This window comes from Pseudomonas sp. Leaf129 (genome assembly GCF_001423465.1).
Lineage (GTDB): Bacteria > Pseudomonadota > Gammaproteobacteria > Pseudomonadales > Pseudomonadaceae > Aquipseudomonas > Aquipseudomonas coleopterorum.
In genome coordinates, this window is sequence record NZ_LMOC01000008.1 from 248,552 (window position 1) to 272,252 (window position 23,701).

Sequence of the window (23,701 nt, forward strand, 5' to 3'; positions counted from 1 at the left end):
CCGTGGTGCGGCCTTCGCGGCCGCTGACCGCTCCTACGGGACGCGGCCCGCGGGCAACGTCAATGATCGTTCCCGCAGGCTGGGTTTCTAGGAGCGGTCAGCGGCCGCGGAGCAGGCACTGCTGGGATATCGAGAACGACCATGAGCAAAATCCCGAGCGCCATCAACCTGCACAAGGCCTCCAAGACCCTGAGCCTGACGTATGGCCCCGACGAGGTGTTCCACCTGCCCGCCGAGTTCCTGCGCGTGCACTCGCCGTCCGCCGAGGTTCAGGGCCACGGCAAGCCGATTCTGCAGGTGGGGAAACTGGGGGTTGGCCTGACCAAGGTGGAACCAGCTGGCCAGTACGCTTTGAAGCTGACGTTCGACGACGGCCATGACAGTGGCCTGTTCACCTGGGATTACCTGTATCAGTTGGCGCTGCGCCAAGAGCAGCTCTGGGCCGACTACCTGGAACAGTTGCGCGCCGCCGGCAAATCCCGCGACCCCGCCGAATCCGTGGTGAGGTTGATGATCTAGGCCGCCAGGGCCTTGTCCAACGCCTTTTCGATCTCGCTCTGGATCGTTCCGCTCATCATCGCCAGCATCATGCCCAACTTCAGGTCGATTCGAATCGCTTCGTCGTCGATCTGCACAGTTCCCTGCGCGCCGCTGCGCTTGACCGCCACCGTATCGCCCTGCCAGGTGGCCTGCACGTCATAGCGGTCGATCAGCTTCTGCACAACCACTTCAGCCTTCTGCCGCGCCGCATCGCGGCCCAGATTGTGTTTTCGTTCGACGTTGATCTGGGTCATCGGAGACTCCGGGTAATGGGTTCAATGGCGCACAGTTTAACGCGGATGCCCTGGCAATCCATCGCGCCAAGACAAAGCGCCCTTGTGCGGCTTAGAATGGTGCGTAATTTTTCCTGGTGACAGCGATATGAATGATCAGCGCAAAGGCGGCGATGCCGAACCCACCACTCACTTCGGCTACAAGCACGTACCGGAAAGCCAGAAGGCCGAAAAAGTCGCCGAGGTGTTCCACTCGGTAGCGGCCAAGTACGACTTGATGAACGACGTACTGTCCGGCGGCATGCACCGGTTGTGGAAGCGCTTCACCATCGAGCTGTCCGGCGTGCGCGTGGGTAACCGGGTGCTGGACATCGCTGGCGGCACGGGCGATCTGGCACGCAAGTTCTCCGATCTGGTCGGGCCGACCGGTCAGGTCGTACTGGCCGACATCAATGCCTCCATGCTCAAGGTCGGTCGCGACCGGCTGCTCGACCGTGGCGTGGCTGGCAACATCGAATTCGTTCAGGCCGACGCCGAAAAGCTGCCGTTCCCCGACAATCACTTCGATTGCGTGACCATCGCCTTCGGTCTGCGCAACGTCACGCACAAGGAAGCGGCCATCGCCTCCATGCTGCGTGTGCTCAAGCCGGGCGGTCGCCTGCTGGTGCTGGAGTTCTCCAAGCCTACCAACAAGCTGATGTCCAAGGTCTACGACGCCTATTCGTTCGCCTTCATGCCGCTGGCTGGCAAGCTGATCACCAACGATTCGGAAAGCTACCGCTACCTCGCCGAGTCGATCCGCATGCACCCCGATCAGGAAACCCTCAAGGCCATGATGGTGCAGGCCGGTTTCGACCGCGTCACCTACCACAACATGACCAGCGGCATCGTCGCGCTGCACCGCGGGATCAAGCCCTGATGTTGCTCGGCGGCCTGATCGCCAGTGTCGAACACGGTCTCAACCGTGTGCTGCGTCTGGACGCCACGGCGCTGCCGCGCCTGGCGCACCTGCATGGCAAGGTGATTGCCATCCAGGGCCGCCAGCCTTCCTTTACGCTCTACGTCCTGCCCAGTGCCAATGGCCTGATGCTGGCCCAGCAATGGGCCACGCCGGCCGACTGCACCTTGCGGGCGCCGGCCGCCAGCCTGGTGCAGTTGGCGCTGCGCAAGGACAAGACCGCCGTGCTGCACAGCCCTCAGGTCGATCTGGACGGCGACAGCGCTGCCCTGCTCGAGCTGGTGAAGGTGCTGCAAGACCTTGAACTGGACTGGGAATACGAAGTCTCACGCTGGCTTGGCCCGGTGCCGACCTCGTTGCTGGCCGGACACCTGCGCAACCGCACGGGCTGGACCCGTGAAGGTCTGGCCACGGCGACCCAGAATTTGGGCGAATACCTGGCCGAGGAAGCGCGTACTCTGGTAGGCGAGCAGGAAGCCCAGGCCCGTTTCAATGAGCTGGATGCTTTGAAAGTCGATGTCGAACGCCTCGAGGCGCGTATTGAGCGCCTCGCCCGATCCCACAACTCCAGCGATAACGCATGAAGCTGCTTGCCGTCCGCCGTCTGTTGCGCATCCAGCGCGTCGTGATCCGCTACCGCCTCGATGACCTGATGTTCGCCCTGCCACTGCCGTGGTGGCTGAAGATCACCCGTTTCGCCATGCCTTGGCGCTGGCTGCCGCGCAGCCGCCAGGAGCTCAACCGAGGCGCGCGGCTGCGCCTGGCGTTGCAGGACCTGGGACCGATCTTCATCAAGTTCGGACAGATCCTCTCCACCCGCCGCGACCTGCTGCCCGAAGACATCGCCGATGAGCTGATGCTGCTGCAGGACCGCGTACCGCCGTTCGATCCCAAGCAGGCCATGGCCCTGATCGAACAGCAGCTGGGGGCGAAGATCACCGACGTGTTCAGTCGCTTCGACGTCGAGCCGCTGGCTTCGGCCTCGGTGGCCCAGGTCCACGCCGCGCGGCTCAAGACCGGCGAAGAGGTGGTGGTCAAGGTCATCCGTCCGGGGCTCAGGTCGGTCATCGGCCAGGATCTGGCCTGGCTGTTCCTGCTGGCTCGTCAGGCCGAGCGACTGTCGGCCGACGCCCGCCTGCTGCACCCGGTGGACGTGGTCGCCGACTACGAGCGGACCATCTACGACGAGCTCGACCTGCTGCGCGAGGCGGCCAACTCCAGCCAGTTGCGGCGCAACTTCGAAGATTCGGATCTGCTCTACGTGCCCCAGGTGTACTGGGACTGGTGCCGGCCCAAGGTGCTGGTGATGGAGCGCATCTACGGCGTACAGGTCACCGACATGGCCGCCCTGGCCGACCAGCGCACCGACATGAAGCTGCTGGCCGAGCGCGGTGTCGAGATTTTCTTCACCCAGGTCTTTCGCGACAGCTTCTTCCACGCCGACATGCACCCGGGCAACATCTTCGTCAGTACCGTGGCGCCCTGGAGCCCACGCTACATCGCCATCGACTGCGGCATCGTCGGCAGCCTGACCCCCGAAGACCAGGATTACCTGGCGCGCAACCTGTTCGCCTTCTTCAAGCGCGACTACCGCCGCGTCGCTCAATTGCACATCGATTCGGGTTGGGTTCCGGCGGAAACCAAGCTCAACGAATTCGAAGCGGCGATCCGTACCGTGTGCGAGCCGATCTTCGAGAAGCCGCTCAAGGACATCTCCTTCGGCCAGGTGCTGATGCGCCTGTTCCAGACCGCGCGGCGCTTCAACATGGAAGTGCAGCCGCAACTGGTGCTGTTGCAGAAGACCTTGCTCAATATCGAAGGCCTGGGCCGGCAGCTGTACCCGGACCTGGACCTGTGGAGCACCGCCCAGCCGTTCCTCGAACGCTGGATGCGCGAGCGGGTCAGTCCGAAATCTTTGTTTCAGAATGTTCAATCGCAGGTCGAGCAATTGCCGCATCTGGCCAATATGACCCGCGATCTACTCGAACGGATGTCTCAGCCTCATCGCAAGGATCCACCACCGCCCTGGGAGCAACGCCATGATCGGTGGGCCCTGCGGCTGCTCGGCGGTGCCTTGCTGGTGGGCGGCACAGTGACCGCCGTCTCCGGCATTGCCCTGGACAGTGTGCAGGCCTGGCCGGCCTGGTTGATGCTGGCATCGGGCTTGTACCTGGTCGTGCGCCGATAGCCAGTGGCGCCATCGGCTGGCACACTAGCCCTCTCTGTTGTCGGAGTCGCACATGAAAGACTGGCTGGACGAGATCAAATGGGACCGCGACGGCCTGGTGCCGGCGATTGCCCAGGATCACAAGACCGGGCGCATCCTCATGATGGCCTGGATGAACCGCGAAGCACTGGCGCTGACCGCCGCCGAAAACCGGGCCATCTATTGGTCACGCTCGCGTGGCAAACTGTGGCGCAAGGGCGAGGAGTCCGGCCACGTGCAGAAGCTGCATGAACTGCGCCTGGACTGTGACGCCGACGTGGTCGTGCTCAGCGTCGAACAGATTGGCGACATCGCCTGCCACACCGGCCGCCAAAGCTGCTTCTATCGGGTCTTCGAGGACGGCCAATGGACCGTCGTCGATCCGGTTCTGAAGGACCCCGATGCCATCTATCACACAGGCCATGGCCATGAATGACACCCTGGACCGCGTTGCTGCGGTACTCGAAGAACGCAAGGGCGCGAGCGCCGACAGCTCCTATGTCGCCAGCCTGTACGCCAAGGGTTTGAACAAGATTCTGGAAAAGCTGGGCGAGGAATCGGTCGAGACCATCATTGCCGCCAAGGACGCTGCGCACAGCGGCGACTGCAGCGATGTCATCTACGAAACCGCCGATCTGTGGTTCCATAGCCTGGTCATGCTTGCACAACTCGGCCAACACCCACAGGCTGTACTCGATGAACTGGACCGCCGCTTCGGTCTGTCCGGTCACGATGAGAAAGCCGCCCGCCTGCCGTCAGCCTGAAATGTCTTTTTGGAGGAGTTGAATCATGGGTCTGTTTGATTGGAAACACTGGATCGTCATCCTGATCGTCGTGGTATTGGTCTTCGGCACCAAGAAACTCAAGAACCTGGGCACCGACGTGGGCGAGTCGATCAAAGGCTTTCGCAAGGCCATGAACGACGACGACAAACCGGCTGCCGAACAGCCCACCCAGCCGGTGCACCCGCAGGCCAGCTCGCCGCTGACCCCGCCGCACACCCTCGACGGCCAGCATCAGAAAGTCGAAGAACCCATCAGGAAAGACTGATCAATGTTCGGTATCAGCTTCAGTGAACTCATGCTCGTGGGCCTCATCGCCCTGTTGGTGCTGGGCCCTGAACGACTGCCCGGCGCCGCGCGAACCGCAGGGCTGTGGATCGGGCGTCTGAAACGCAGCTTCAATGCGATCAAGACCGAAGTCGAACGCGAGATAGGCGCCGACGAGATTCGTCGTCAATTGCACAACGAGCACGTGCTGTCGCTGGAGGAGCAAGCGCGCAAGATTCTCGACCCGCAGCGTCCTGCGCGGCCGAGCGAGCCTCCTGCGCCGCTGGCCGAGCCCATCGCGCCAGGAGCTCAGGCACAGCCGGTGCTGGACCGCGATGCGGTGAGCGCCGCCGTCACCCCGACCAGCGTAGCCACTGCCGCGCAACAGGCCGACGTGATCGAGCGCGATACCAGCAGCGCCGCAGCGGTCGCGATACCCGTCACCTCCAATGAACCTACACAGCCACCGCGAGCCCCATGAGCGAAATTCCGGAAAATGACCAGCCCATGCCGCTGGTCTCGCACTTGACCGAACTGCGCACGCGGCTGCTGCGCTGCGTTGCCGTGATCTTTCTGGTCTTCGCCGGGCTGTTTTCGTTCGCCCAACAGATCTACACCCTGGTATCGGCGCCGCTGCGCGAATACTTGCCCGCCGGCGCAACGATGATCGCCACCGACGTGGCCTCGCCGTTCCTCACCCCGTTCAAGCTGACCATGATGGTCTCGCTGTTCCTGGCCGTGCCCATCATCCTGCATCAGGTCTGGGGCTTCATCGCACCGGGCTTGTACAAGCATGAAAAGCGCATCGCCATACCGTTGCTGGTATCGAGCATCTTCCTGTTCTATGCCGGGATGGCCTTCGCTTATTTCCTGGTCTTTCCGCTGGTGTTCAAGTTCTTCGCCAGTGCCACGCCCGTGGGCGTGACCATGGCCACCGACATCGCCAGCTACCTGGATTTCGTCATGACGCTGTTCTTCGCCTTCGGCGTGGCGTTCGAGATTCCCGTAGCAGTGGTGCTGCTGGTGTGGATCGGCGTGGTCGACGTGAAGTACCTGCGCAAGATTCGTCCCTATGTGATCATCGGCTGCTTCGTGGTCGGCATGATCCTGACCCCACCGGACATCTTCTCGCAGACGCTGTTGGCAGTGCCGATGTGGCTGCTGTTCGAGATCGGCATCCTGTTCGGCGCCCTGATCCGCAAGCGGGGTGACGAACCCGCCGAGGAAGACGATCGCAACGATCAGCCGCCCGCGACCCAGGCATGAACCTGCTGCTGCTCGAAACGGCCGATTTCATCGCGCCGGACAAGGTGGTGTTGCGCGACCGCCGCTTCACCCATATGCAGGCCGTGCACCGCGTGGAGCTGGGTGACAGCCTGCGGGTAGGCAAGCTCGACGGCCTGATGGGCCGTGCCGAAGTGGTCCGTCTCGAGGGTCACGAAGCCGAGCTGGACGTGGTGCTCGACCAGGCACCACCGGCCAAGCTGCCGCTCACCCTGATCCTCGCGCTGCCCCGGCCGAAGATGCTTCGTCGGGTATTCCAGACCATTGCCACCATGGGGGTCGCCAAGGTGGTGCTGGTGAACAGTTACCGGGTCGAGAAGAGCTTCTGGCAGACCCCGTTTCTGGAACCCGCCGCCATTCGCGAACAACTTGTGCTGGGGCTGGAACAGGCCCGCGACACGCAGCTTCCGGAAGTGGTGATCGAAAAGCGCTTCAAGCCCTTCGTCGAAGATCGCCTGCCGGCACTGTGCGCTGGCACCCTGGGCCTGGTCGGGCACCCCGGCGACTATCCGCCCTGCCCCCGCCAGCTCGTCGAGCCGGTCACGCTGGCCATCGGCCCGGAAGGCGGCTGGATTCCTTACGAGATCGATCTGCTCAAGGAGGCGGGCCTGCAGCCTGTCCAGCTGGGCGAACGCATTCTGCGGGTTGAAACTGCCGTGGCGGTCTTGCTCGCCCGGCTGTTCTGAAGCGGCTACTGCTGAAGGTGGCAGCGGCCGCCGCATTTAGTTACATGCCACTATCGAGTTTCCTCCATTCACGCCGATGCCCTTGAACTGCCGACAATCACGCCGTCGGCCTGAAAGGGAGCTTCAATCATGTCGAACACCTTTGCCCGTTACCTGGGCAATCTGAGCGTCAATCTGAAACTGGGGATCGGTTTCGGGTTGGTGCTACTGCTTACGCTGCTGATCGCCGCCACCGGCTGGTTTGGCTTGTCCCGCTTGATCGAGCGGGCCGACAAGATCACCAGCATTTCCATACTCGATGACCGCATGCGCGACCTGCGCATCGCTGCTCAATCGTTCGAATTGCAGAAAGGCAGTTCCGGTGCCGACACCGTCACTCGCCTGCTCGATGAGCTCAATGCCAACCTGGTGATCGCACAGCACACCCTCGTGATGTCCGAAGATATAGAGCTGGTCGAGCAGGAAATAGCGGCTACCCAGGCCTATCGCCAGGCATTCGCCGCGTCGCTGCTGTCGATCCAGGGTCGCGAAGCCGCCCGCAGTCAATTGGGCAGCACCGCCGACCGCGCCGTCGCCGAAGTCAATCAGGTGCAGGCAGCCCTGCTCGGCCAAGGTGGCCTGTCGGCGTTCAGCACGCTGGTGGAAACCAGTCGGCTGATCCAGCAAGCTCGCTTCCAGGTGCGTGGCTACACCTACAGCGCCAAGGACGAAGCGCGCCAGCCGGCACTGACGGCCATCGACCAGGCGATCGCCTCGGTCGCCGCTGCACAGGCCAGCGTATCCAGTGAGTTCACCGGTCGTCTGCAGCAAGCCGGGGAATCCTTGAGCGCCTACCGCGCCGCGGTGGCGCAATTCAGCGAGAATCAGCAGGCCACTTTTCAGAGCATCGACAAGATGACGACGTTGGGGACCTCACTGCTCGATCTGAGCGATCGACTCGGCGACTCGCAGACCGCCAAGCGCGATGCCGATACGGTCCGCGCCAAAGCGTGGCTGGCCACAGCGGCAGCGTTGGCGACCCTGCTCGGCATTGCCGCGGCATGGGCCATTACCGCGCAGATCGTCGGCCCCTTGCGCCAGACCTTGGCCAGCGTCGAACGGGTTGCGTCCGGCGACCTGAGGCAGTCGCCCGCCATTACCCGGCGTGACGAACTGGGCCAGGTGCAGCTGGCCTTGCAGCGCATGACCTTGAACCTGCGTGAACTGGTGGGCGGCATCAGCGAAGGCGTGACGCAATTGGCCAGCGCGGCCGAGGAGTTGTCCGCGGTCACCGAGCAGACCAGTGCCGGGGTCAATGCGCAGAAGGTCGAAACCGATCAGGTCGCCACCGCCATGAATGAGATGGCCGCTACCGTGCAGGAAGTCGCGCGCAATGCCGAAGAGGCGTCCGAGGCCGCTGTGGCTGCCGATCAGCAGGCACGCGAAGGCGATCGGGTGGTCAGCCAGGCGGTGGGGCAGATCGAACGTCTGGCGGCCGAAGTGCTGCATTCAAGCGAAGCCATGAACCAGTTGAAGCAGGAAAGCAGCAAGATCGGCGGTGTACTCGATGTGATCACCTCCGTGGCCCAGCAGACCAACCTGCTGGCCCTCAACGCGGCGATCGAGGCGGCCCGCGCCGGCGAGGCCGGCCGTGGATTCGCTGTGGTGGCTGATGAAGTACGCAGTCTGGCCCAACGTACCCAGCAATCGACCGAAGAGATCCAGGCGTTGATCGCGTCCCTGCAAACAGGGACTCATCAGGTGTCGAGCGCGTTGGACAGCAGCCGGGAAATGACCGACAGCAGCGTGCAACTGGCTCGTCGTGCCGGCCAGTCGTTGAGCGACATCACCCGCACGGTGTCGGCGATCCAGGCCATGAATCAGCAGATCGCGGCAGCGGCGGAGCAACAGAGCGTGGTGGCCGACGAGATCAACCGCAGCGTGCTCAATGTGCGCGAGGTTTCCGAGCAGACGTCGGCGGCGAGCGAGGAGACCGCAGCGTCGAGCATCGAGCTGGCGCGGCTGGGGACACACCTGCAGGGGTTGGTGGGGCAGTTCAAGGTTTGAGGTTGGGTGGTGGGCTTGCGGGCCTCTTCGCGGGCAGAGACCCGCTCCCACAAGATCACCGCAGATTCTTGTGGGAGCGGATCTCTGCCCGCGAAAAGGTCAGCAGCCAGTCAGCCAGGCAACAGACCCACAACTCCTACCGTACTCCTGTGGGAGCGGGGCGGGCGGCGAGCCCTCTGCCCGCGAAGAGGCCAACACAGCCAGTCAGCCAGGCAACAGACCCACAACTCCTGCCGTACTACTGTGGGAGCGGGGCGGGCGGCGAGCCCTCTGCCCGCGAAGAGGCCCTACAGTCACCCAAGCAGCAGAACTACAACACCTGCCGCAAGAACGCCTGTGCCCTGGGGTCCTTGGGTGCATCGAAGAACTTGGCCGGAGGCGCGTCTTCCAGCAAGCGGCCGTGATCGAAGAACAGCACCCGGTCCGCCACTTCCCGAGCGAAACCCATCTCATGGGTAACGCACACCATGGTCATGCCTTCCTCGGCCAGGGTCTTCATCACTTCCAGCACTTCACCGACCATCTCCGGGTCGAGCGCCGAAGTCGGCTCGTCGAACAGCATCACCTTGGGGTCCATGCACAACGCGCGGGCAATGGCCACGCGCTGCTGCTGGCCGCCGGACAGCCGTGACGGAAACGCATCGGCCTTCTCGCCGATGCCGACCTTGGCCAGCAACGCACGGGCCTTGGCCTCGCGCTCGGCCTTGCCGCGCTTGCGCACCACCTTTTGCGCCAGGCAGAGGTTTTCCAGCACGGTCATGTGCGGAAACAGGTTGAAGTGCTGGAACACCATGCCGACTTCGCGCCGATAGGCATTGATGTTGGTCTTGGGGTCATCCAGGCGCAGGCCGTCGATGCTCACCGAGCCCTGATCGAACGCCTCCAGGCCATTGAGGCAGCGCAAGAACGTGGACTTGCCCGAGCCCGAAGGCCCCAGGACCACCAGTACCTCGCCCTTGGCCACCTGAGTGCTGACCTGATCCACCGCACGTACCACCTGGCCGCGGGTATTGAACACCTTCAACAGGTCGCGTACTTCAATCACTTTGCGCAAGCCTCCGCTCGAGCCGGCTGGCGAAATACGACAGCGGCAGGTTGATGACCAGGTACAGGGCTGCCACGCAGAACCAGATCTCGAACGTCGAGAACGACGTGGTGATCGCCTCGCGCCCACTCTTGGTCAGCTCGGTGATGGCGATCACCGAAACCAGCGACGTGTCCTTGACCAAGCTGATGAACTGCCCCGCCAACGGTGGCAATACACGCTTGAACGCCTGCGGCAGGATCACGTAACGCATCGATTGGCCGGCATCCAGGCCCAGCGAACGGGCGGCCTCGCCCTGCCCCTTGGCGATGGACTGCACGCCCGAGCGCACGATCTCGGCAACGTAGGCGCCGGTGAACAACGCCAGTGCCGCAACACCGGCGAACTCGCGCGAGAGGTTGAGCACGGTACCGATGAAGAAGTAGAAGATGAATATCTGCACCAGCAGCGGCGTGCCGCGCACCAGCTCCACATACACGGTGGAAAGATGGCGCAGGGTGGGATTGCTCGACAGCCGGCACAGACCGGTGACCAGACCCAGCAGCAGCCCGACCACGCCCGACACCAGCGACAGCCACAGGGTGGTCCACAAGCCCCAGGCGATCGGTCCGGCCGTCCAGTGCCGGGTCACGCCGATCTGATCGCCTTCGGACACGTCATCGCCCTCCTGCAGCACAACGCTGCTGGCGTCCACCCGCAACACCTGCTCGCCGCCGTCTTCATCGCGCAGGGTCACTTGCGCCTGCCCGCCCTGCCGAGTGATCTGTTCGACGCTGCCGTAGCCTTCGGCGCGCTGCGGCTGTTCGGCCTGGTAGACGAAGTATTGCGGCACCCGATTCCAGTGCCACTCGTAGGAGATGCGCGAGGTCGCGGCGTACAAGCTGAAAGCCAGGCCGATGAGCACCAGCGCGGTCAGCCCGTGCCAGGGCCATTGGGCTTTGTGGTGTTTGATCACAGGGGGTTCAATCCGCTAGAAGACCGACGCGCGGGGCAAACCCGCGCGTCAGGGAGAGTCTGGCCAGAGGCGCAGTCACTGCATTTCGTTGAGCCAGTTCTTGTTCACGAACCACTTCTTGTGGATACGATCGTAGCTGCCGTCTTCACGGGCCTGGCGCAGGAAGTTGTTGATGAAGTTGAGGCTGTCGTAGTCGCCCTTCTTCAAACCGAACGCCAGCGGTTCGTAGGTGAAGGGCTCGTCGAGGTAGACCAGCTTGCCGTTGCCGACCTTATCCACCGCCACCACGTTGTAGGGCGAATCGTAGATGAATGCGTCGGCCTTGCCGTTGACCACATCGAGTACCGCTTCGGGCTCGTTGTCGTAGCCATGGTATTGCGCCTTGGCGATCAGCTTGCGCGCCACGAACTCACCGGTGGTGCCTACTTTGGAAGTGATGCGGTAGTCCTCCGAGTTCAGGTCCTTGTAGGTCTTGATCTTCTCGGCCAATTCCTTGCGAATCAGCAGGGTCTGGCCGACGACGATGAACGGATCGCTGAAGTTGATACGCAGGTTGCGTTCCTGGGTCAGGGTAAGGCCGCTGCCGATCATGTCGAACTTGTCGGTCATCAGGGCGGGAATGATGCCGTCCAGGCTGGTCGATACCAGTTCCAACTTGACGCCCATGGACTTGGCCATGGCCTTGAGCAGGTCGACTTCGAAACCGATGATTTCGCCACGCTTGTTGGTCATCTCGAACGGCATGTAGGTGGGGTCCATGCCCACGCGCAGTGTGCCGCGCTTGACCGCTTCATCGATAGCGCCCGCGTGCGCCGAACCCACGGCCGCCATGGCCATGACGCCGAGCAGCAGCATCGACAGATACTTGTTCATCACCAATTCCCCTAGCCAACTTCGGGCACGACCCGGCCTGGGCGCACCATTTCGGGGTGCGATCCTAACTCAAACGGGGGTCTGGACAAAGTTCGGTACTGAAATTAGTGCCGGATGGCACTGTTGGGGGGCATGGCGGGAATATCGAGGTGCAGCATTCGCGGGCAGAGGGCTCAGCCGCCCGCCCCGCTCCCACAGAAGTGCTTTTGCTACTTGTGGGAGCGGGCTCTGCCCGCGAATGAGGCCAACACGGTCAGGCGTTCTGCAAGCCTGTTGCCGGTACAGCGCCGAGCGGTTGCACGGGCTGAGCCGAGCGTTCCGCCTGCTTGGACTGACGCCAGGCATCCAGCCAGGCCGTGTTCTGATCGGCCCAGACATGCTCATGCAGACGCGAGATCGCCACCGGATCGCTGAGCAGCGACATGCGCGTGTTGTTATCGAGCTTCTGCGGACCACCTTGCAAAGCCTGATGGACCCACTGCGCACGCATGCTCTCGATCGGCGCGGCCTTGCCGTGCCGTGCCGTTCCCAAACCATAGGCCAGGGCGTTCTGGCGCGGATCGACGACCGCACGTACGAAACCGTCCTTGAGCGCGTTGTCGCGGTTTTCCTGGGTGTAGCGATCGGTGGAAACCAGTTCCTGCGGCGTGTCGTACTCTTCCGGGATCAGGAACAGCTTCTCCTCTCGAGCCTGCACACCCAGATTGGTCCGGCTGGAAATCACCGATACCGGGATCGACAGCATCAGCGAACCCACGATCGGCGTCAGCCACCACAGGAAGCTGGGGTTCAACCAGATCACCAGGGCAGCCCAGGCCGCACCCAGCAGGGTTTGCGAGCCGTGACGCTTGATCGCTTCGCTCCATGGAGTGGAGTCGTCGTCGCGTTGCGGCGAGTTCCAGGTTGCCGCCCAGCCCAGGAACGCGGCCAGCACGAAACGGGTGTGGAACAGCATGCGCACCGGCGCCAGCAGCATGGAGAACAGCATCTCCAGCAGCATCGACAGGGTGACCTTGAACCGGCCGCCGTATTCTTTCGCGCCCTTGGCCCAGATCAGGATGATGCTCAGCAGCTTGGGCAGGAACAGCAGCACGATGGTGGTGGAGAACAGCGCCACCGCCTTGTCGGGGTGCCATTGCGGCCACAATGGGTACAGCTGTCGTGGCGCCAGGAAGTAGGTCGGCTCCATCAGCGTGTTCACTGCCAACAGGGCCGTGGACAACACCAGGAAGAAGAACCACAACGGTGCCGACAGGTACGACATCACGCCGGTCAGGAACACCGCCCGGTGAACCGGGTGCATGCCCTTGACCAGGAACAGGCGGAAGTTCATCAGGTTGCCGTGGCACCAGCGGCGATCGCGCTTGAGTTCGTCGAGCAGGTTGGGCGGCAACTCTTCGTAGCTGCCTGGCAGGTCGTAGGCAATCCACACGCCCCAGCCGGCACGGCGCATCAGGGCCGCCTCGACGAAGTCGTGAGAGAGGATCGCACCGGCGAACGCACCCTTGCCCGGCAGCGGCGCCAGGGCGCAGTGCTCGATGAAGGGCTTCATGCGAATGATCGCGTTGTGCCCCCAATAGTGCGATTCGCCCAACTGCCAGAAGTGCAGACCGGCGGTAAACAGCGGACCGTACACGCGCGTGGCGAACTGCTGCATGCGCGCATACAGGGTGTCCATGCCCGACGCCTTGGGCGCGGTCTGGATGATACCTGCGTCCGGCGTCGCTTCCATCAAGCGCACCAGGCTGGTCAGGCATTCACCGCTCATCACGCTGTCCGCGTCGAGTACGACCATGTAGCGGTACTCGCTACCCCAGCGACGGCAGAAGTCGTCGAGGTTGCCGCTCTTGCGCTTGACCCGACGACGACGGCGACGATAGAAGATGTGGCCGAAACCACCGGCTTCGCGGCACACCTGCAACCACGCCTGCTGCTCGGCAACGGCGATGTCGGGGTCATTGGTGTCGCTGAGCACGAAGAAATCGAAGCGATCCAGATCGCCGGTCGCCTTCACCGATTCGAACGTGGCGCGCAGACCGGCGAAGACGCGAGTCACGTCTTCGTTGCAGATCGGCATCACCAGCGCGGTACGCGCACCGGCTTCGATCGGCTCATTACCCGCGCTGGCACCGGAGATGCGGTACTTGTCGCGACCGGTGAGCAGTTCGAGGAAGCCCATCAACGCCGTCCAGAACCCCGCCGATACCCAGCAGAAAAGGATACCGAAGAGGATCAGGATGCTGGTCTGCAGGAAGTACGGCAGGACCTGGGTGGCGGTTTGCATGATCGGCTGACGAACCACTTCGTCGAGGTCGACCATGCCCCAGCCCTGGTACGGCATGATGCCTTTCATGTACCAGCCGGCGACGATGGTCTGGCCGAGCATCAGCACCAGCAGGATGTAGCGACGCATCGAACCGACCCAGCGCCAGCGCGCTTTCGGCAGCTCGCGCTTGTCGCTGGTCGGCTCGGGCTTGCTGGCCTTGCCGGTCAGCTTGCGCCATGCCCGAACCAGGACGTTGGTGCGCCAGGGCTCGGGAACCACCAGCGTACGGTGGATCGGTGGCGTGGCCTTGAGCTGCAGGCGACCGCTGGCGTCGACGCCGAACATCTCGGCCTCTTCCAATTCGGCAGCCGAATCCAGCCGCAGGCGCTGTTCGACCGAGTTCTGTGCGCCGAGCACGGCATCGTGCGCCGGGCGCCCGGACAGGCGCTCGTGCAGTTCGGTGAAGGACGTGCAGTCGGCAAGTTCTGCGCGCTGTGCGTCCCCCAGGGGCAATTGAGCCAGGTATTCGCCAAGCGATTCTGGCCGAGCTGGAGAATTAGTCATCGGCGGGCAACTGGTAGCTCCAGGTTTCAGTCAGGACCTGTTCGGTCTTGACCGGTTCGGTAGGTGTGACAGGAGCGGTTTCGGCAGCGGCTTCCGGCGCGGTCGCTGCAGGGGCCTGGGCCACTTCGGCTGGCTTCTCGGCCTTGCCGTGCGCCTTGTCATGCTTGTGCGCAGCCTTGTCTTCGACCGGTTCGGCAGCCTTGACGGGCTCCACCGGCAGATCCTTGACCAGCGCCGCACGCATTTCCACGGCCTTGTTCGGATCCTTGACCTTGACCCGCAGGGTCAGGCGCCAGCCTTTGGTTTCCGGGTTGTAGCGAACGTTGTTCTCGACCAGCTCGGCGTTGTCATCGACGCTGACCTGGCTGCGAACGGCGGCGTCCTCAGGCAGAGCGGCCAGCACCGGACCCTGATAGTCGATCAGGAAGGCGATGCTGCCATCGGCCTGACGAATCAGGTTGGACTGCTTCACGTCGCCGGTCGAGCGCAGGGTCTGGTCGACCCAGGCAATGTCGGGCGAATGGAACTCGTCTTCGTCCATCGTCCAGTGCAGGCGGTAGTTATGCTCCAGCGCCACGCCCGGCTCCGGGATCTTCTCCGGGTTCCAGAACGCCACGATGTTGTCGTTGGTTTCGTCCGCGGTAGGGATTTCCACCAGGTCGACGGTGCCCTTGCCCCAATCACCCTTCGGCTCGATCCAGGCGCTTGGGCGCTTGTCGTAGCGGTCGTCGAGGTCTTCGTAGCGGGAGAACTCGCGGCCACGCTGCAGCAGACCGAAGCCCTTGGGGTTCTCGACGGTGAAGCTGCTCACGGCCAGGTGCTTGGGATTGTTCAGCGGGCGCCACAGCCACTCACCGTTGCCGGCATGGATGGACAGGCCGGTGGAGTCATGCAGCTCGTGGCGATAATTCTGCACACGGGACGGCTGGTTGGAGCCGAACAGGAACATGCTGGTCAGCGGCGCGATACCCAGGCGGCTGACACGGTCACGCAGGAACACCCGCGACTCGACGTCGACGGTGGTGTCCTTGCCCGGACGCAGAGTCAACTTGTAGGCGCCGGTGGAGCGCGGCGAATCGAGCAAGGCAAAGATCACCAGCTGCTTGTCGCCTTCGTTCGGACGTTCTACCCAGAATTCGCGGAATCGCGGGAACTCTTCACCCGACGGCAGTGCCGTATCCAGGGCCAGGCCGCGGGCAGAGAGGCCATAGACCTGACCCTTGCCGATGACGCGGAAGTAGCTCGCGCCCAGCATGGTCATGATCTCGTCCTGCTTGTCCGCCTTGTTGATCGGGAACAGTACGCGGAAACCGGCGTAGCCCAACTGCTCGGTGGACTTGGGATCGAACTGCAGGTCGCCGAAATCGAAACGCGCAGGGTCGTACTTGATTTCATTGACGGCAGTGGCGGTGACTTCGTTGATCTTCACCGGCGTGTCGAAATGCATGCCCTGGTGATAGAAAGACAGCTTGAACGGGGTCTTGGCATCGGCCCATTCTGCGTTCTCGTTGCGGAAACGGATCTTCTGGTAGTCCGCGAACTTCATGTCGCGAAACTCTTTGGGCAAGTTGCTGCGCGGGGTTTCGAATTTCTGACCGGCGAGCTCCTTGGCGCGTCCGGCAACATCGTCCAAGCTGAAGGCCCAGAGTTGGCCGGCGGTGAACAGGCAGAACAGTGCAGACCCGGCCAGCATCGCTTTGCGCAACCGAGTGCGGGGTGTTCTTGAAGCATTTAAAGGACTAACAATCACGAGCAACCCTCGCCGAAAACATATCGAAAAACCAACGGCCAGCAATCTTGCGCCGGGTTGGCGAGCACTGTTCCGACTCCAAAAGGGCTTAATGATTCCCCAAGCGGAGCCAGACACGCTTCAAACTGGAAATACCGGGTAGCAAAACGTGGCCCCCTAGCGCGCGATTATCTAGTACGTCGCGCCACAACGCATCAGGGTAGCCGAAGTATTTATGCTACGAAGAGCGGTCGACGACCGCAAATTCGCCATCAATAGGCCACTAACTTTGTAACAGGAAGGTTACAGGCCCATCATTGGTCAAGCTTACCTGCATATCGGCACCGAATTGCCCTACCTGAACCTGCCCATGCGCTTTTTTTGCAGCCTCGACCAGGTGGTCGAAAAGCGCCTGCGCTAAGGCCGGTGGCGCTGCGGTGGAGAAGCCTGCGCGCAGGCCGCTGCGGGTGTCCGCCGCCAGGGTGAATTGCGACACCAGCAGCAACCCGCCGCCGATGTCCTTGAGCGACAGATTCATCCTGCCCTGCTCATCGCTGAACACTCGATAGTTGAGCAGCTTATGCAGCAGCTTGTCGGCACTGGCGGCGGTGTCGTCCGGTTCGACGGCCACCAGTACTAGCAAACCCTGATCGATGGCGCCTATGGTCTGCCCGGCGACCTCGACACGGGCCTGGCTGACCCGTTGCAGCAGCCCCTTCATGCCTCTTCCAGAGGCAAATCCAGCAAACGGCGCGCCATCTGTTCGGCGGCACGTACTAGCGCATCGGTGATGCCCGGCTCGGAGGCGGCGTGGCCGGCGTCGCGAATCACCTGCAGTTCGCTGTTGGGCCAGGCTTGATGCAGCGCCCAGGCATTGTCCAGCGGACAGATCACGTCATAGCGGCCATGCACGATCACCGCCGGCAAATGGGCGATACGCGGCATGTCGCGGATCAATTGATCCGGCTCCAGGAAAGCGTTGTTGACGAAGTAGTGGGTCTCGATGCGGGCAATCGACAGTGCACGTTGCGGCTCGGAGAAGCGGTCGACCACCAACGGGTTGGGTCGCAGGGTCGCGGTACGGCCTTCCCAGGTGGACCACGCCTTGGCAGCGTGCATCTGGGCGATCTGGTCGTTGCCGGTGAGGCGCTTGTGGAAGGCCTGCAACAGGTTGCCGCGCTCTTCCGGTGGAATCGGCGCGACGTAGTCCTGCCAGTAGTCGGGGAACAGGCGGCTGGCGCCGCACTGGTAGAACCATTCGATTTCCTGCGGGCGGCACAGGAAGATTCCGCGCAGGATCAGGCCATGCACGCGCTCGGGGTGCGTCTGGGCATAGGCCAGCGCCAGGGTCGAGCCCCAAGAGCCGCCGAACAGAACCCACTTGTCGATGCCCAGGTGTTCGCGAATGCGCTCCATGTCTGCCACCAGCCGCCAGGTGGTGTTGTTCTCGATGCTGGCATGGGGGGTGGAACGGCCGCAGCCGCGCTGGTCGAAGGTGACGATGCGATAGACGTTGGGATCGAAGTAGCAACGGCTCTGCGCGTCGCAGCCCGAACCCGGGCCGCCGTGGATGAAGAGCACCGGCAAGCCCTGCGGCGAACCGCTCTCGTCGACATACAGCACGTGCGGCTCTTCCACGGCCAGATCATGCCTGGCGTAGGGTTTGATCTGCGGGTACAAGGTTTGCATCGTGCGCTCCGTTGGAAGTTGGGTCTCTGCCGTCGGCCATCATAAACCCGAATGACCACTCGGCGCATTCTCCCTATCCATTGCAGGGTTTCACAAGCGCTCCCCCACCAGATAGGCGCCACCGGGCACGCCTTGGTGAAGGGCGGCGCGGATGTCCCGGTACAGGTCATCGGCCTGTTGCGCGGTCAAGGACTGGGCATGGTCGCGCAGCACCACCTGCAGCACCAGGTTGTGCTGGCCACGCACGATACCCAGACGCTTGATGGTCAGGGAAGGCAATTCCTCGAACGACCAGCAGCCCCGTATGTGCAGTTCTTCGATCCAGCCGGCGCGATAGCCGGCCACCTGCAGGACACGCTCTGTGATGTCCTCGATGCCCAATCCCGGTTCCACCGCCAGCGACAGGTCACGGCTGATGGCCGGCTGGCGATACAGCGGTTGCCAGGCCTTGAGGTCGCCCATCTGCGCCTGGACCTGGGGATGGCCGTCACGCAGCAGACGAATGTCCGGAACACCCTTGCGCAGCATCGCCAGGCGATCCAGCCCCAGGCGCAGCACCAGACCGCCATGGGCCTGGGGATCGACGTCCAGGCGTTGCAGGAACGCCGGGCAGATGCAACCGCAAGCCAGAATATCCACCGGCGCCTGGCGGGTGACCAGGCTGACATTGAGGCCATCGCGGGTAAAACCGCAGACGCCCGAGCTGTGCGCCCACATGCGTCCCGGCACGGCGATGTCCAGCACGTCGCCTACCAGCCGCAGCAGCTCCTGACGATTGCCCAGCGCGGCGTCGCCCACTACCCAGATGTCCATCTGGTGCGGTTCGGCGCAGTGCCAGCGATCGCGGATGTCGCGACGGAAGGTGATGCCGGGCGCGGCGAGCATGATGGTTTCGCCCGGCGCGCGACGCCCCGCCGCCGCCTGCAGGCCGGTGATGACCGCGCTGCTGGTCTGGGTCCGCAGCAGCAATTCATCATCGACCCAACAGCTGTGAGTGCTGACTTCATCCATCACCTGAGGATCGTCACCGCACAGCTGAAAGTTTTCCACTGCGGAGATGATCCGCGGTCCCTTGTGCACTTCGGCCAGGGGCCAGCCTTGGCGCACCAGACCCGCGAGCAGATCCCTGACCAGCAGGCGTACCGCGTGGGGCGGTTCGCAGGCATCGGTCAAGTCGGCAATGCGCAACGCCTTGTGGATGGCTTCATCGCTGAGGTAGTGCTTGGTGACGGGCATGCAGGCATTCCTTGTTCCTGAACGGATGCCTGCACGCTAGGCAGGGTATTGAGGGACAACAATCGGAAGTTTCTGAAAGAGGCACTTTTCAGAAACTTCCGACAGAAATGTCTGACAGCAATGTCGGCAGACGCTTTCCAGACCCCACCACCGGTTACCTCAAACCGCAACGCTGCGACGCTGCACGAACCGGTCGACGTAATCGTCGGCCGGGTTGTGCAGAATTTCCCTGGCAGTCCCGGCCTGGATCAAGCGCCCATCCTTGAGAATGGCGATCCGGTTGCCCAGGCGAATCGCCTCGTCCAGGTCGTGGGTGATGAACACGATGGTCTTGTGCAGCCGGGTCTGCAATTCCAGCAACTGATCCTGCATTTCTGCACGGATCAACGGGTCCAGAGCACTGAACGCTTCGTCCATGAGGATAATGTCGGTGTCCGCCGCCAGTGCCCGCGCCAGGCCCACGCGCTGGCGCATGCCGCCGGACAGCTGCTGGGGATAGGCACGCTCGTAGCCGTTGAGACCGACCGCCTCGACCCACTGCTGCGCCCGCTCCTGGCACAGCGCCTTGCTCTCACCGCGAACCTTGAGCCCATAGGCGACGTTGTCGAGCACGCTCTTGTGCGGGAACAGGCCGAAGCTCTGGAACACCATGCTGATCTTGCGGCGGCGAAATTCGCGCAGCGCTGGCATGCCATAGCGCAGGATATCTTCGCCATCCACCAGAATCTGGCCACTGGAAGGGTCTACCAGTCGGTTGAAATGCCGCACCAATGTCGACTTGCCCGAACCGGACAGCCCCATGATCACGAACACCTCCCCCGCTGCGATCGACAACGACAGGTCATCGACGCCAACCACGCAACCGGTTGCGGCCAGCACCTGTTCCTTGCTTTGGCCTTGCTGGCTCAGCGCCAGCGCCTCTTTCTCGCGCTTGCCGAATACTTTGTAGACGTTGCGCACTTCGATCTTGGGTGGGTTCATCGGCCTACCTCGTGACGGGGGCGACCATAGGCCTGAGTGATGCGGTCGATTACGACCGCCAGAATGACGATCGCCAGCCCCGCCTCCAGGCCCTTGCCCACGTTCAGCGTCTGAATGCCGACCAGCACGTCTTCGCCCAGGCCGCGCGCGCCGATCATGGAGGCGATCACCACCATGGACAGCGCCATCATTGTGGTCTGGTTGATACCAGCCATGATGCTGGGCAAGGCCAGCGGCAGTTGCACGCCGAACAGCTGTTGCCAGCGGTTGGCGCCGAAGGCATTGATCGCCTCCATGACCTCTCGATCCACCTGGCGAATACCCAGGTCGGTCAGGCGAATCAGCGGCGGTGCCGCGTAGATGACCGTGGCGAAAATGGCAGGCACCTTGCCCAGGCCGAACAGCATCAGCACCGGGATCAAGTACACGAAGCTGGGCATGGTCTGCATGATGTCGAGCAGCGGCATCAGTACCGCACGCAGCCGGTCGCTACGCGCAGCAAGAATGCCCAGGGGAATGGCGATCACTACGGAAATCACCGTGGCCACGAGCATCAAGGCCAGGGTCTGCATGAGCTTGTCCCACAAGCCCACGGCTCCCACCAGAAACAGCAGGCCAACGATGACCACGGTGGTCAGCCATTTGCGCGAGGCATGCCAGGCGATGCCGCCGACGATGGCCAGCATCAGCCACCAAGGCGTCATGCGCAGCAGGCTTTCCAGGTTGACGATGGCCCACAGTAGTGTGTCGGAGATCTGCCGGAACACATCGCCGTAGCGGGTGACCAGCGCATCGACGCCGTCGTTGACCCAGTCGGCGATGGAGAAGGTGAAACTCTCAGGAAACATGGAGCGCTCTCGGGGCAAGGGGCTTCAATACAAGGGGCACGTTACAGCGCCGCTTCGATCTTGCTGGCTGCCGCTTCACTGACCCACGGTTTCCAGACTTCCGGGTGCTCCTTGAGGAACAAGCGCGCCAGCTTGGGCGACTCGATACGCTCGCGGCTCATGCGCGCCAGGTTCTGGTTGAGCAGGTCGATGGGCAGGTTGACCTTCTCGAACACGGGAAGCAACTCCGGCGCGCCTTCGTGGAAGGCTTTGGACAGGCCGACCTTGATGCTGATGGTCTTGTCCACACCGGGCTTTTCCGCCAGCTTGACCACATCGACCTGACCCAGCAGCGGGGTTGGTGACCAGTAGTAGAACAGGATCGGTTCGCCGCGCTTGTAGCTCGACAGCACGGCCGCATCCAGGGCTGGCCCGGTGCCGGGGCGGAAATTGGTGTAGCTGTCCTGCAGACCATAGCTCTTGAGCATTTCGCTGTTTTCCAGCTCGCAGGTCCAGCCCGCCGGGCAGTTGTAGAAACGGCCCTTGCTCGGCTCTTCCTGGTCCTTGAACACTTTGGCGTATTTGCCCAGGTCGGCGATGGCGGCAAGGTCGGGGGCCTTGGCGTCGAGGCCTCGCTTGGCGTCGCCTTCGATCACGTAGCGCGGCACATACCAGCCTTCCACGGCGCCGGTGATCGGTGCGCCGACCCCGACCACCTTGCCCGCCTGCTCGGCCTTGTTCCAGACTTCGCTGCGGCCGACCCATTCCTCGGCGAACACCTGGATATCGTTGCTGCCCAGGGCGCTCTCCATGGTGATCGAGTTGCCGGGCAGGCTGTCGGTCTTGCAGTCGTAGCCATGTTCGAGGACGAATTGCAGCAGGTCGGTGAGCAGCATGCCGCTCTCCCAGTTCAGGCCGGCGAATTTCACCGGCTTGCCCGATTCGCACCAGCCAGCGGCTTGGCTGCTGGTGGCACCGGCCAGCAAGCCCAGAGACAGGGTCGTTGCCAGGAGGGTCTTGTTCAGTTTCATCGGGTCCTGCTCCACATAGGCCATGGTCACGGCGATCTATGGGTGTGACCGCACGATGAGCCATTGTTCTGCGCGACGAACGGCAGATTGGCATATTTGTGCCGTGGGGAGGCCTATTTGGTGAAGCGGCCTTCCAGGCGATGGCGTGATCCGGGGTGGATCAGGCGCGCGGCGGTGACGGGTGTCTTGCCCGACCAGGTACGCCGCAGGATCAGCAGGCACGGTTCGCCACGCTCGATCTGCAGCAGCTCGCACTCGCTGGGGTTGGCCAGCATGGCTTCGACCACGTGCTCGCCGGCAGTCAAAGGTGCCACACGGGTCAGGTAGGCATAGGGGGTTTCTTCGACGAAATCCTGCTGCAGGTACTGCGGGGCGATCTGCGCGTTGACGTAACGATCCTCGATCTGCACTGGGATGTCGTTTTCGTAGTGCACGATGATCGAATGAAACACCCGCTGGCCTTCGCGCATGTTCAAGGTCAATGCGCGTTCGGCACCGGCCGCCTCTTCTTCCAGCAGCACTAGGCGGCTGCTGTGACGATGGCCGCGAGCGGCGATCTCGTCGGCGACGTTGTGCACCTCGAACAGCGCCGACTGGCTTTTCGGCTCGGCCACGAACGTACCCACGCCCTGCATGCGCACCAGCAGGCCTTCGGCCGTCAGCTCGCGCAGGGCACGGTTGATGGTCATTCGGCTGAAGCCCAACTGATTGACCAGTTCGCTTTCCGAGGGCACCCGGTAGTGTGGTGGCCAGGTGCCGTTGAGGATCTGCACCGCGATCATCTGTTTGACGCGGGCATACAAGGGCGCCGGACTTTCGCCCATCTGGGCAGCCAGCGCAGGGACAACAGGCGGAGTCGGCACGGGAATTCCTTGATTGATTCGTAGGGCACAGCGAGCGACATTGTAACGCGACTCGCGCCTGGGCTGTAACGCCACTCGTGCCGGGCGCAAGTCGCGACAGGCCTTATTTGCCGATGTCGGCATCCGCCGCGCGCCAGATCAGGCGACTGGTGTCATAGCCCTGCTGACGTGCCTTCGCCAACATCCGCTCGCGCACTGCGGTGGACACCTGGGGAGTACGTGACAGCAGCCACAGGTACTTGCGGCTCGGATTGCCGACCAGCGCATGCTGGTAGCTGTCGTCCACATCCAAGACCCAGTAGTCGCCTTTGGCCAGGCTTGGCGCCATCCGGGAGAACCAGCTGTCGAACACTACCCACAGCTTGTCGGTCTTGCCCGGGACCTGTGGCGACGCCGTGCCCTTGGCTTCGCTCCATTCACCACTTTCGGTACGGCAACGGTTGAGCACGCCGATATTGCCATCGGTTTGCAGGGTGTAGTGGGCTTCGGACTGGGCGCAGTTACGTTGGAAGAACATGGGCAATCTGGCCACTTCGTACCAGGTGCCTTGATAGCGTTGCAGGTCTACGCTGTCGACGGTGCGCGGCGCCATGCTGGCGTCGGGGGCGTTACTGCAGCCGGCGATCATCAGCGACAGGCA

At 62.9% G+C, this 23,701-nt stretch carries 25 protein-coding genes and 1 pseudogene; 12 read left to right on the top strand and 14 right to left on the bottom strand.

The window, feature by feature from the left end:
- The first annotated feature begins 141 nt into the window (after positions 1-141).
- A complete protein-coding gene (locus tag ASF66_RS15150) occupies positions 142-519 on the top strand; it encodes a gamma-butyrobetaine hydroxylase-like domain-containing protein (RefSeq protein WP_056844433.1) in 378 nt (125 codons plus the stop codon).
- On the opposite strand, the gene ASF66_RS15155 is transcribed toward ASF66_RS15150, so the two are convergent.
- Positions 516-794 (bottom strand): polyhydroxyalkanoic acid system family protein, encoded by a 279-nt coding sequence (locus tag ASF66_RS15155; RefSeq protein ID WP_043191383.1) that lies wholly within the window; start codon positions 792-794, stop codon positions 516-518. The two genes, ASF66_RS15150 and ASF66_RS15155, sit on opposite strands and share 4 nt — an antisense overlap.
- A gap of 127 nt (positions 795-921) precedes the next feature.
- Here ASF66_RS15155 and ubiE point away from each other — a divergent pair, with 127 nt between their 5' ends.
- From ubiE to ASF66_RS23285, 11 genes and pseudogenes are all read left to right on the top strand, one after another.
- Entirely contained in the window at positions 922-1,692 is a 771-nt protein-coding gene (ubiE, locus tag ASF66_RS15160; protein WP_043191385.1) for a bifunctional demethylmenaquinone methyltransferase/2-methoxy-6-polyprenyl-1,4-benzoquinol methylase UbiE, read from the top strand.
- Positions 1,692-2,315, top strand: a complete 624-nt coding sequence (locus tag ASF66_RS15165) for a ubiquinone biosynthesis accessory factor UbiJ (RefSeq protein WP_056844434.1) — start codon at positions 1,692-1,694, stop codon at positions 2,313-2,315. The genes ubiE and ASF66_RS15165 overlap by 1 nt, the downstream gene beginning before the upstream one ends.
- Positions 2,312-3,919: a ubiquinone biosynthesis regulatory protein kinase UbiB gene (gene ubiB, locus ASF66_RS15170; protein ID WP_049861756.1), complete on the top strand. Its 1,608-nt coding sequence runs from the start codon at positions 2,312-2,314 to the stop codon at positions 3,917-3,919. The genes ASF66_RS15165 and ubiB overlap by 4 nt, the downstream gene beginning before the upstream one ends.
- A 52-nt stretch (positions 3,920-3,971) precedes the next feature.
- Positions 3,972-4,373 (top strand): phosphoribosyl-AMP cyclohydrolase, encoded by a 402-nt coding sequence (gene hisI / locus ASF66_RS15175; protein WP_056844435.1) that lies wholly within the window; start codon positions 3,972-3,974, stop codon positions 4,371-4,373.
- A complete protein-coding gene (locus ASF66_RS15180; protein ID WP_049861754.1) occupies positions 4,366-4,701 on the top strand; it encodes a phosphoribosyl-ATP diphosphatase in 336 nt (111 codons plus the stop codon). The genes hisI and ASF66_RS15180 overlap by 8 nt, the downstream gene beginning before the upstream one ends.
- A gap of 25 nt (positions 4,702-4,726) precedes the next feature.
- Complete coding sequence (locus ASF66_RS15185; protein ID WP_049861753.1) at positions 4,727-4,987, top strand: twin-arginine translocase TatA/TatE family subunit; 261 nt, start codon at positions 4,727-4,729, stop codon at positions 4,985-4,987.
- A 3-nt stretch (positions 4,988-4,990) separates the two neighbouring features.
- Entirely contained in the window at positions 4,991-5,467 is a 477-nt protein-coding gene (tatB, locus tag ASF66_RS15190; RefSeq protein ID WP_056844436.1) for a Sec-independent protein translocase protein TatB, read from the top strand.
- Positions 5,464-6,252 (top strand): twin-arginine translocase subunit TatC, encoded by a 789-nt coding sequence (gene tatC, locus ASF66_RS15195; protein ID WP_056844437.1) that lies wholly within the window; start codon positions 5,464-5,466, stop codon positions 6,250-6,252. Before tatB ends, tatC begins: the two co-directional genes overlap by 4 nt.
- Positions 6,249-6,956, top strand: coding sequence for a 16S rRNA (uracil(1498)-N(3))-methyltransferase (locus tag ASF66_RS15200; RefSeq protein WP_056844438.1), 708 nt, complete (start codon positions 6,249-6,251; stop codon positions 6,954-6,956). The genes tatC and ASF66_RS15200 overlap by 4 nt, the downstream gene beginning before the upstream one ends.
- A 129-nt stretch (positions 6,957-7,085) precedes the next feature.
- A pseudogene (locus tag ASF66_RS23280) lies at positions 7,086-8,147 on the top strand (methyl-accepting chemotaxis protein); the annotation flags it as partial.
- 141 nt (positions 8,148-8,288) lie between these two features.
- Entirely contained in the window at positions 8,289-9,002 is a 714-nt protein-coding gene (locus ASF66_RS23285; RefSeq protein ID WP_375143236.1) for a methyl-accepting chemotaxis protein, read from the top strand.
- A 310-nt stretch (positions 9,003-9,312) separates the two neighbouring features.
- On the opposite strand, the gene ASF66_RS15210 is transcribed toward ASF66_RS23285, so the two are convergent.
- The 13 genes from ASF66_RS15210 to ASF66_RS15270 form a co-directional block, all read right to left on the bottom strand.
- Positions 9,313-10,047, bottom strand: coding sequence for an amino acid ABC transporter ATP-binding protein (locus tag ASF66_RS15210; RefSeq protein WP_056844603.1), 735 nt, complete (start codon positions 10,045-10,047; stop codon positions 9,313-9,315).
- A complete protein-coding gene (locus tag ASF66_RS15215) occupies positions 10,040-11,002 on the bottom strand; it encodes an amino acid ABC transporter permease (protein WP_056844440.1) in 963 nt (320 codons plus the stop codon). The genes ASF66_RS15210 and ASF66_RS15215 overlap by 8 nt, the downstream gene beginning before the upstream one ends.
- A 75-nt stretch (positions 11,003-11,077) precedes the next feature.
- Positions 11,078-11,875, bottom strand: coding sequence for a transporter substrate-binding domain-containing protein (locus ASF66_RS15220; RefSeq protein WP_049861738.1), 798 nt, complete (start codon positions 11,873-11,875; stop codon positions 11,078-11,080).
- A 253-nt stretch (positions 11,876-12,128) separates the two neighbouring features.
- Positions 12,129-14,705, bottom strand: a complete 2,577-nt coding sequence (gene mdoH / locus ASF66_RS15225; RefSeq protein WP_056844441.1) for a glucans biosynthesis glucosyltransferase MdoH — start codon at positions 14,703-14,705, stop codon at positions 12,129-12,131.
- Positions 14,698-16,455: a glucan biosynthesis protein G gene (locus ASF66_RS15230; protein ID WP_056844604.1), complete on the bottom strand. Its 1,758-nt coding sequence runs from the start codon at positions 16,453-16,455 to the stop codon at positions 14,698-14,700. The genes mdoH and ASF66_RS15230 overlap by 8 nt, the downstream gene beginning before the upstream one ends.
- A gap of 262 nt (positions 16,456-16,717) precedes the next feature.
- Positions 16,718-17,155 carry a D-aminoacyl-tRNA deacylase gene (gene dtd / locus ASF66_RS15235; protein WP_056844442.1) on the bottom strand — a complete coding sequence of 146 codons (438 nt, stop codon included), beginning with the start codon at positions 17,153-17,155 and terminating at the stop codon, positions 16,718-16,720.
- Positions 17,152-18,123, bottom strand: coding sequence for a prolyl aminopeptidase (gene pip / locus ASF66_RS15240; RefSeq protein WP_056844443.1), 972 nt, complete (start codon positions 18,121-18,123; stop codon positions 17,152-17,154). Before pip ends, dtd begins: the two co-directional genes overlap by 4 nt.
- Positions 18,124-18,213: 90 nt before the next feature.
- A complete protein-coding gene (gene srmL / locus ASF66_RS15245; RefSeq protein ID WP_056844444.1) occupies positions 18,214-19,359 on the bottom strand; it encodes a PheS-related mystery ligase SrmL in 1,146 nt (381 codons plus the stop codon).
- A 159-nt stretch (positions 19,360-19,518) separates the two neighbouring features.
- Positions 19,519-20,340: a quaternary amine ABC transporter ATP-binding protein gene (locus ASF66_RS15250; protein WP_056844445.1), complete on the bottom strand. Its 822-nt coding sequence runs from the start codon at positions 20,338-20,340 to the stop codon at positions 19,519-19,521.
- On the bottom strand, positions 20,337-21,188 hold the full coding sequence (locus tag ASF66_RS15255; RefSeq protein WP_049861732.1) for an ABC transporter permease: 852 nt from the start codon (positions 21,186-21,188) through the stop codon (positions 20,337-20,339). Before ASF66_RS15255 ends, ASF66_RS15250 begins: the two co-directional genes overlap by 4 nt.
- A 41-nt stretch (positions 21,189-21,229) precedes the next feature.
- Positions 21,230-22,198, bottom strand: coding sequence for an ABC transporter substrate-binding protein (locus ASF66_RS15260; protein ID WP_049861747.1), 969 nt, complete (start codon positions 22,196-22,198; stop codon positions 21,230-21,232).
- A gap of 113 nt (positions 22,199-22,311) precedes the next feature.
- Positions 22,312-23,022: a histidine utilization repressor gene (gene hutC, locus ASF66_RS15265; RefSeq protein WP_177327972.1), complete on the bottom strand. Its 711-nt coding sequence runs from the start codon at positions 23,020-23,022 to the stop codon at positions 22,312-22,314.
- A 142-nt stretch (positions 23,023-23,164) separates the two neighbouring features.
- A complete protein-coding gene (locus ASF66_RS15270) occupies positions 23,165-23,689 on the bottom strand; it encodes a lipocalin family protein (RefSeq protein ID WP_442962782.1) in 525 nt (174 codons plus the stop codon).
- Positions 23,690-23,701 lie beyond the last annotated feature (12 nt).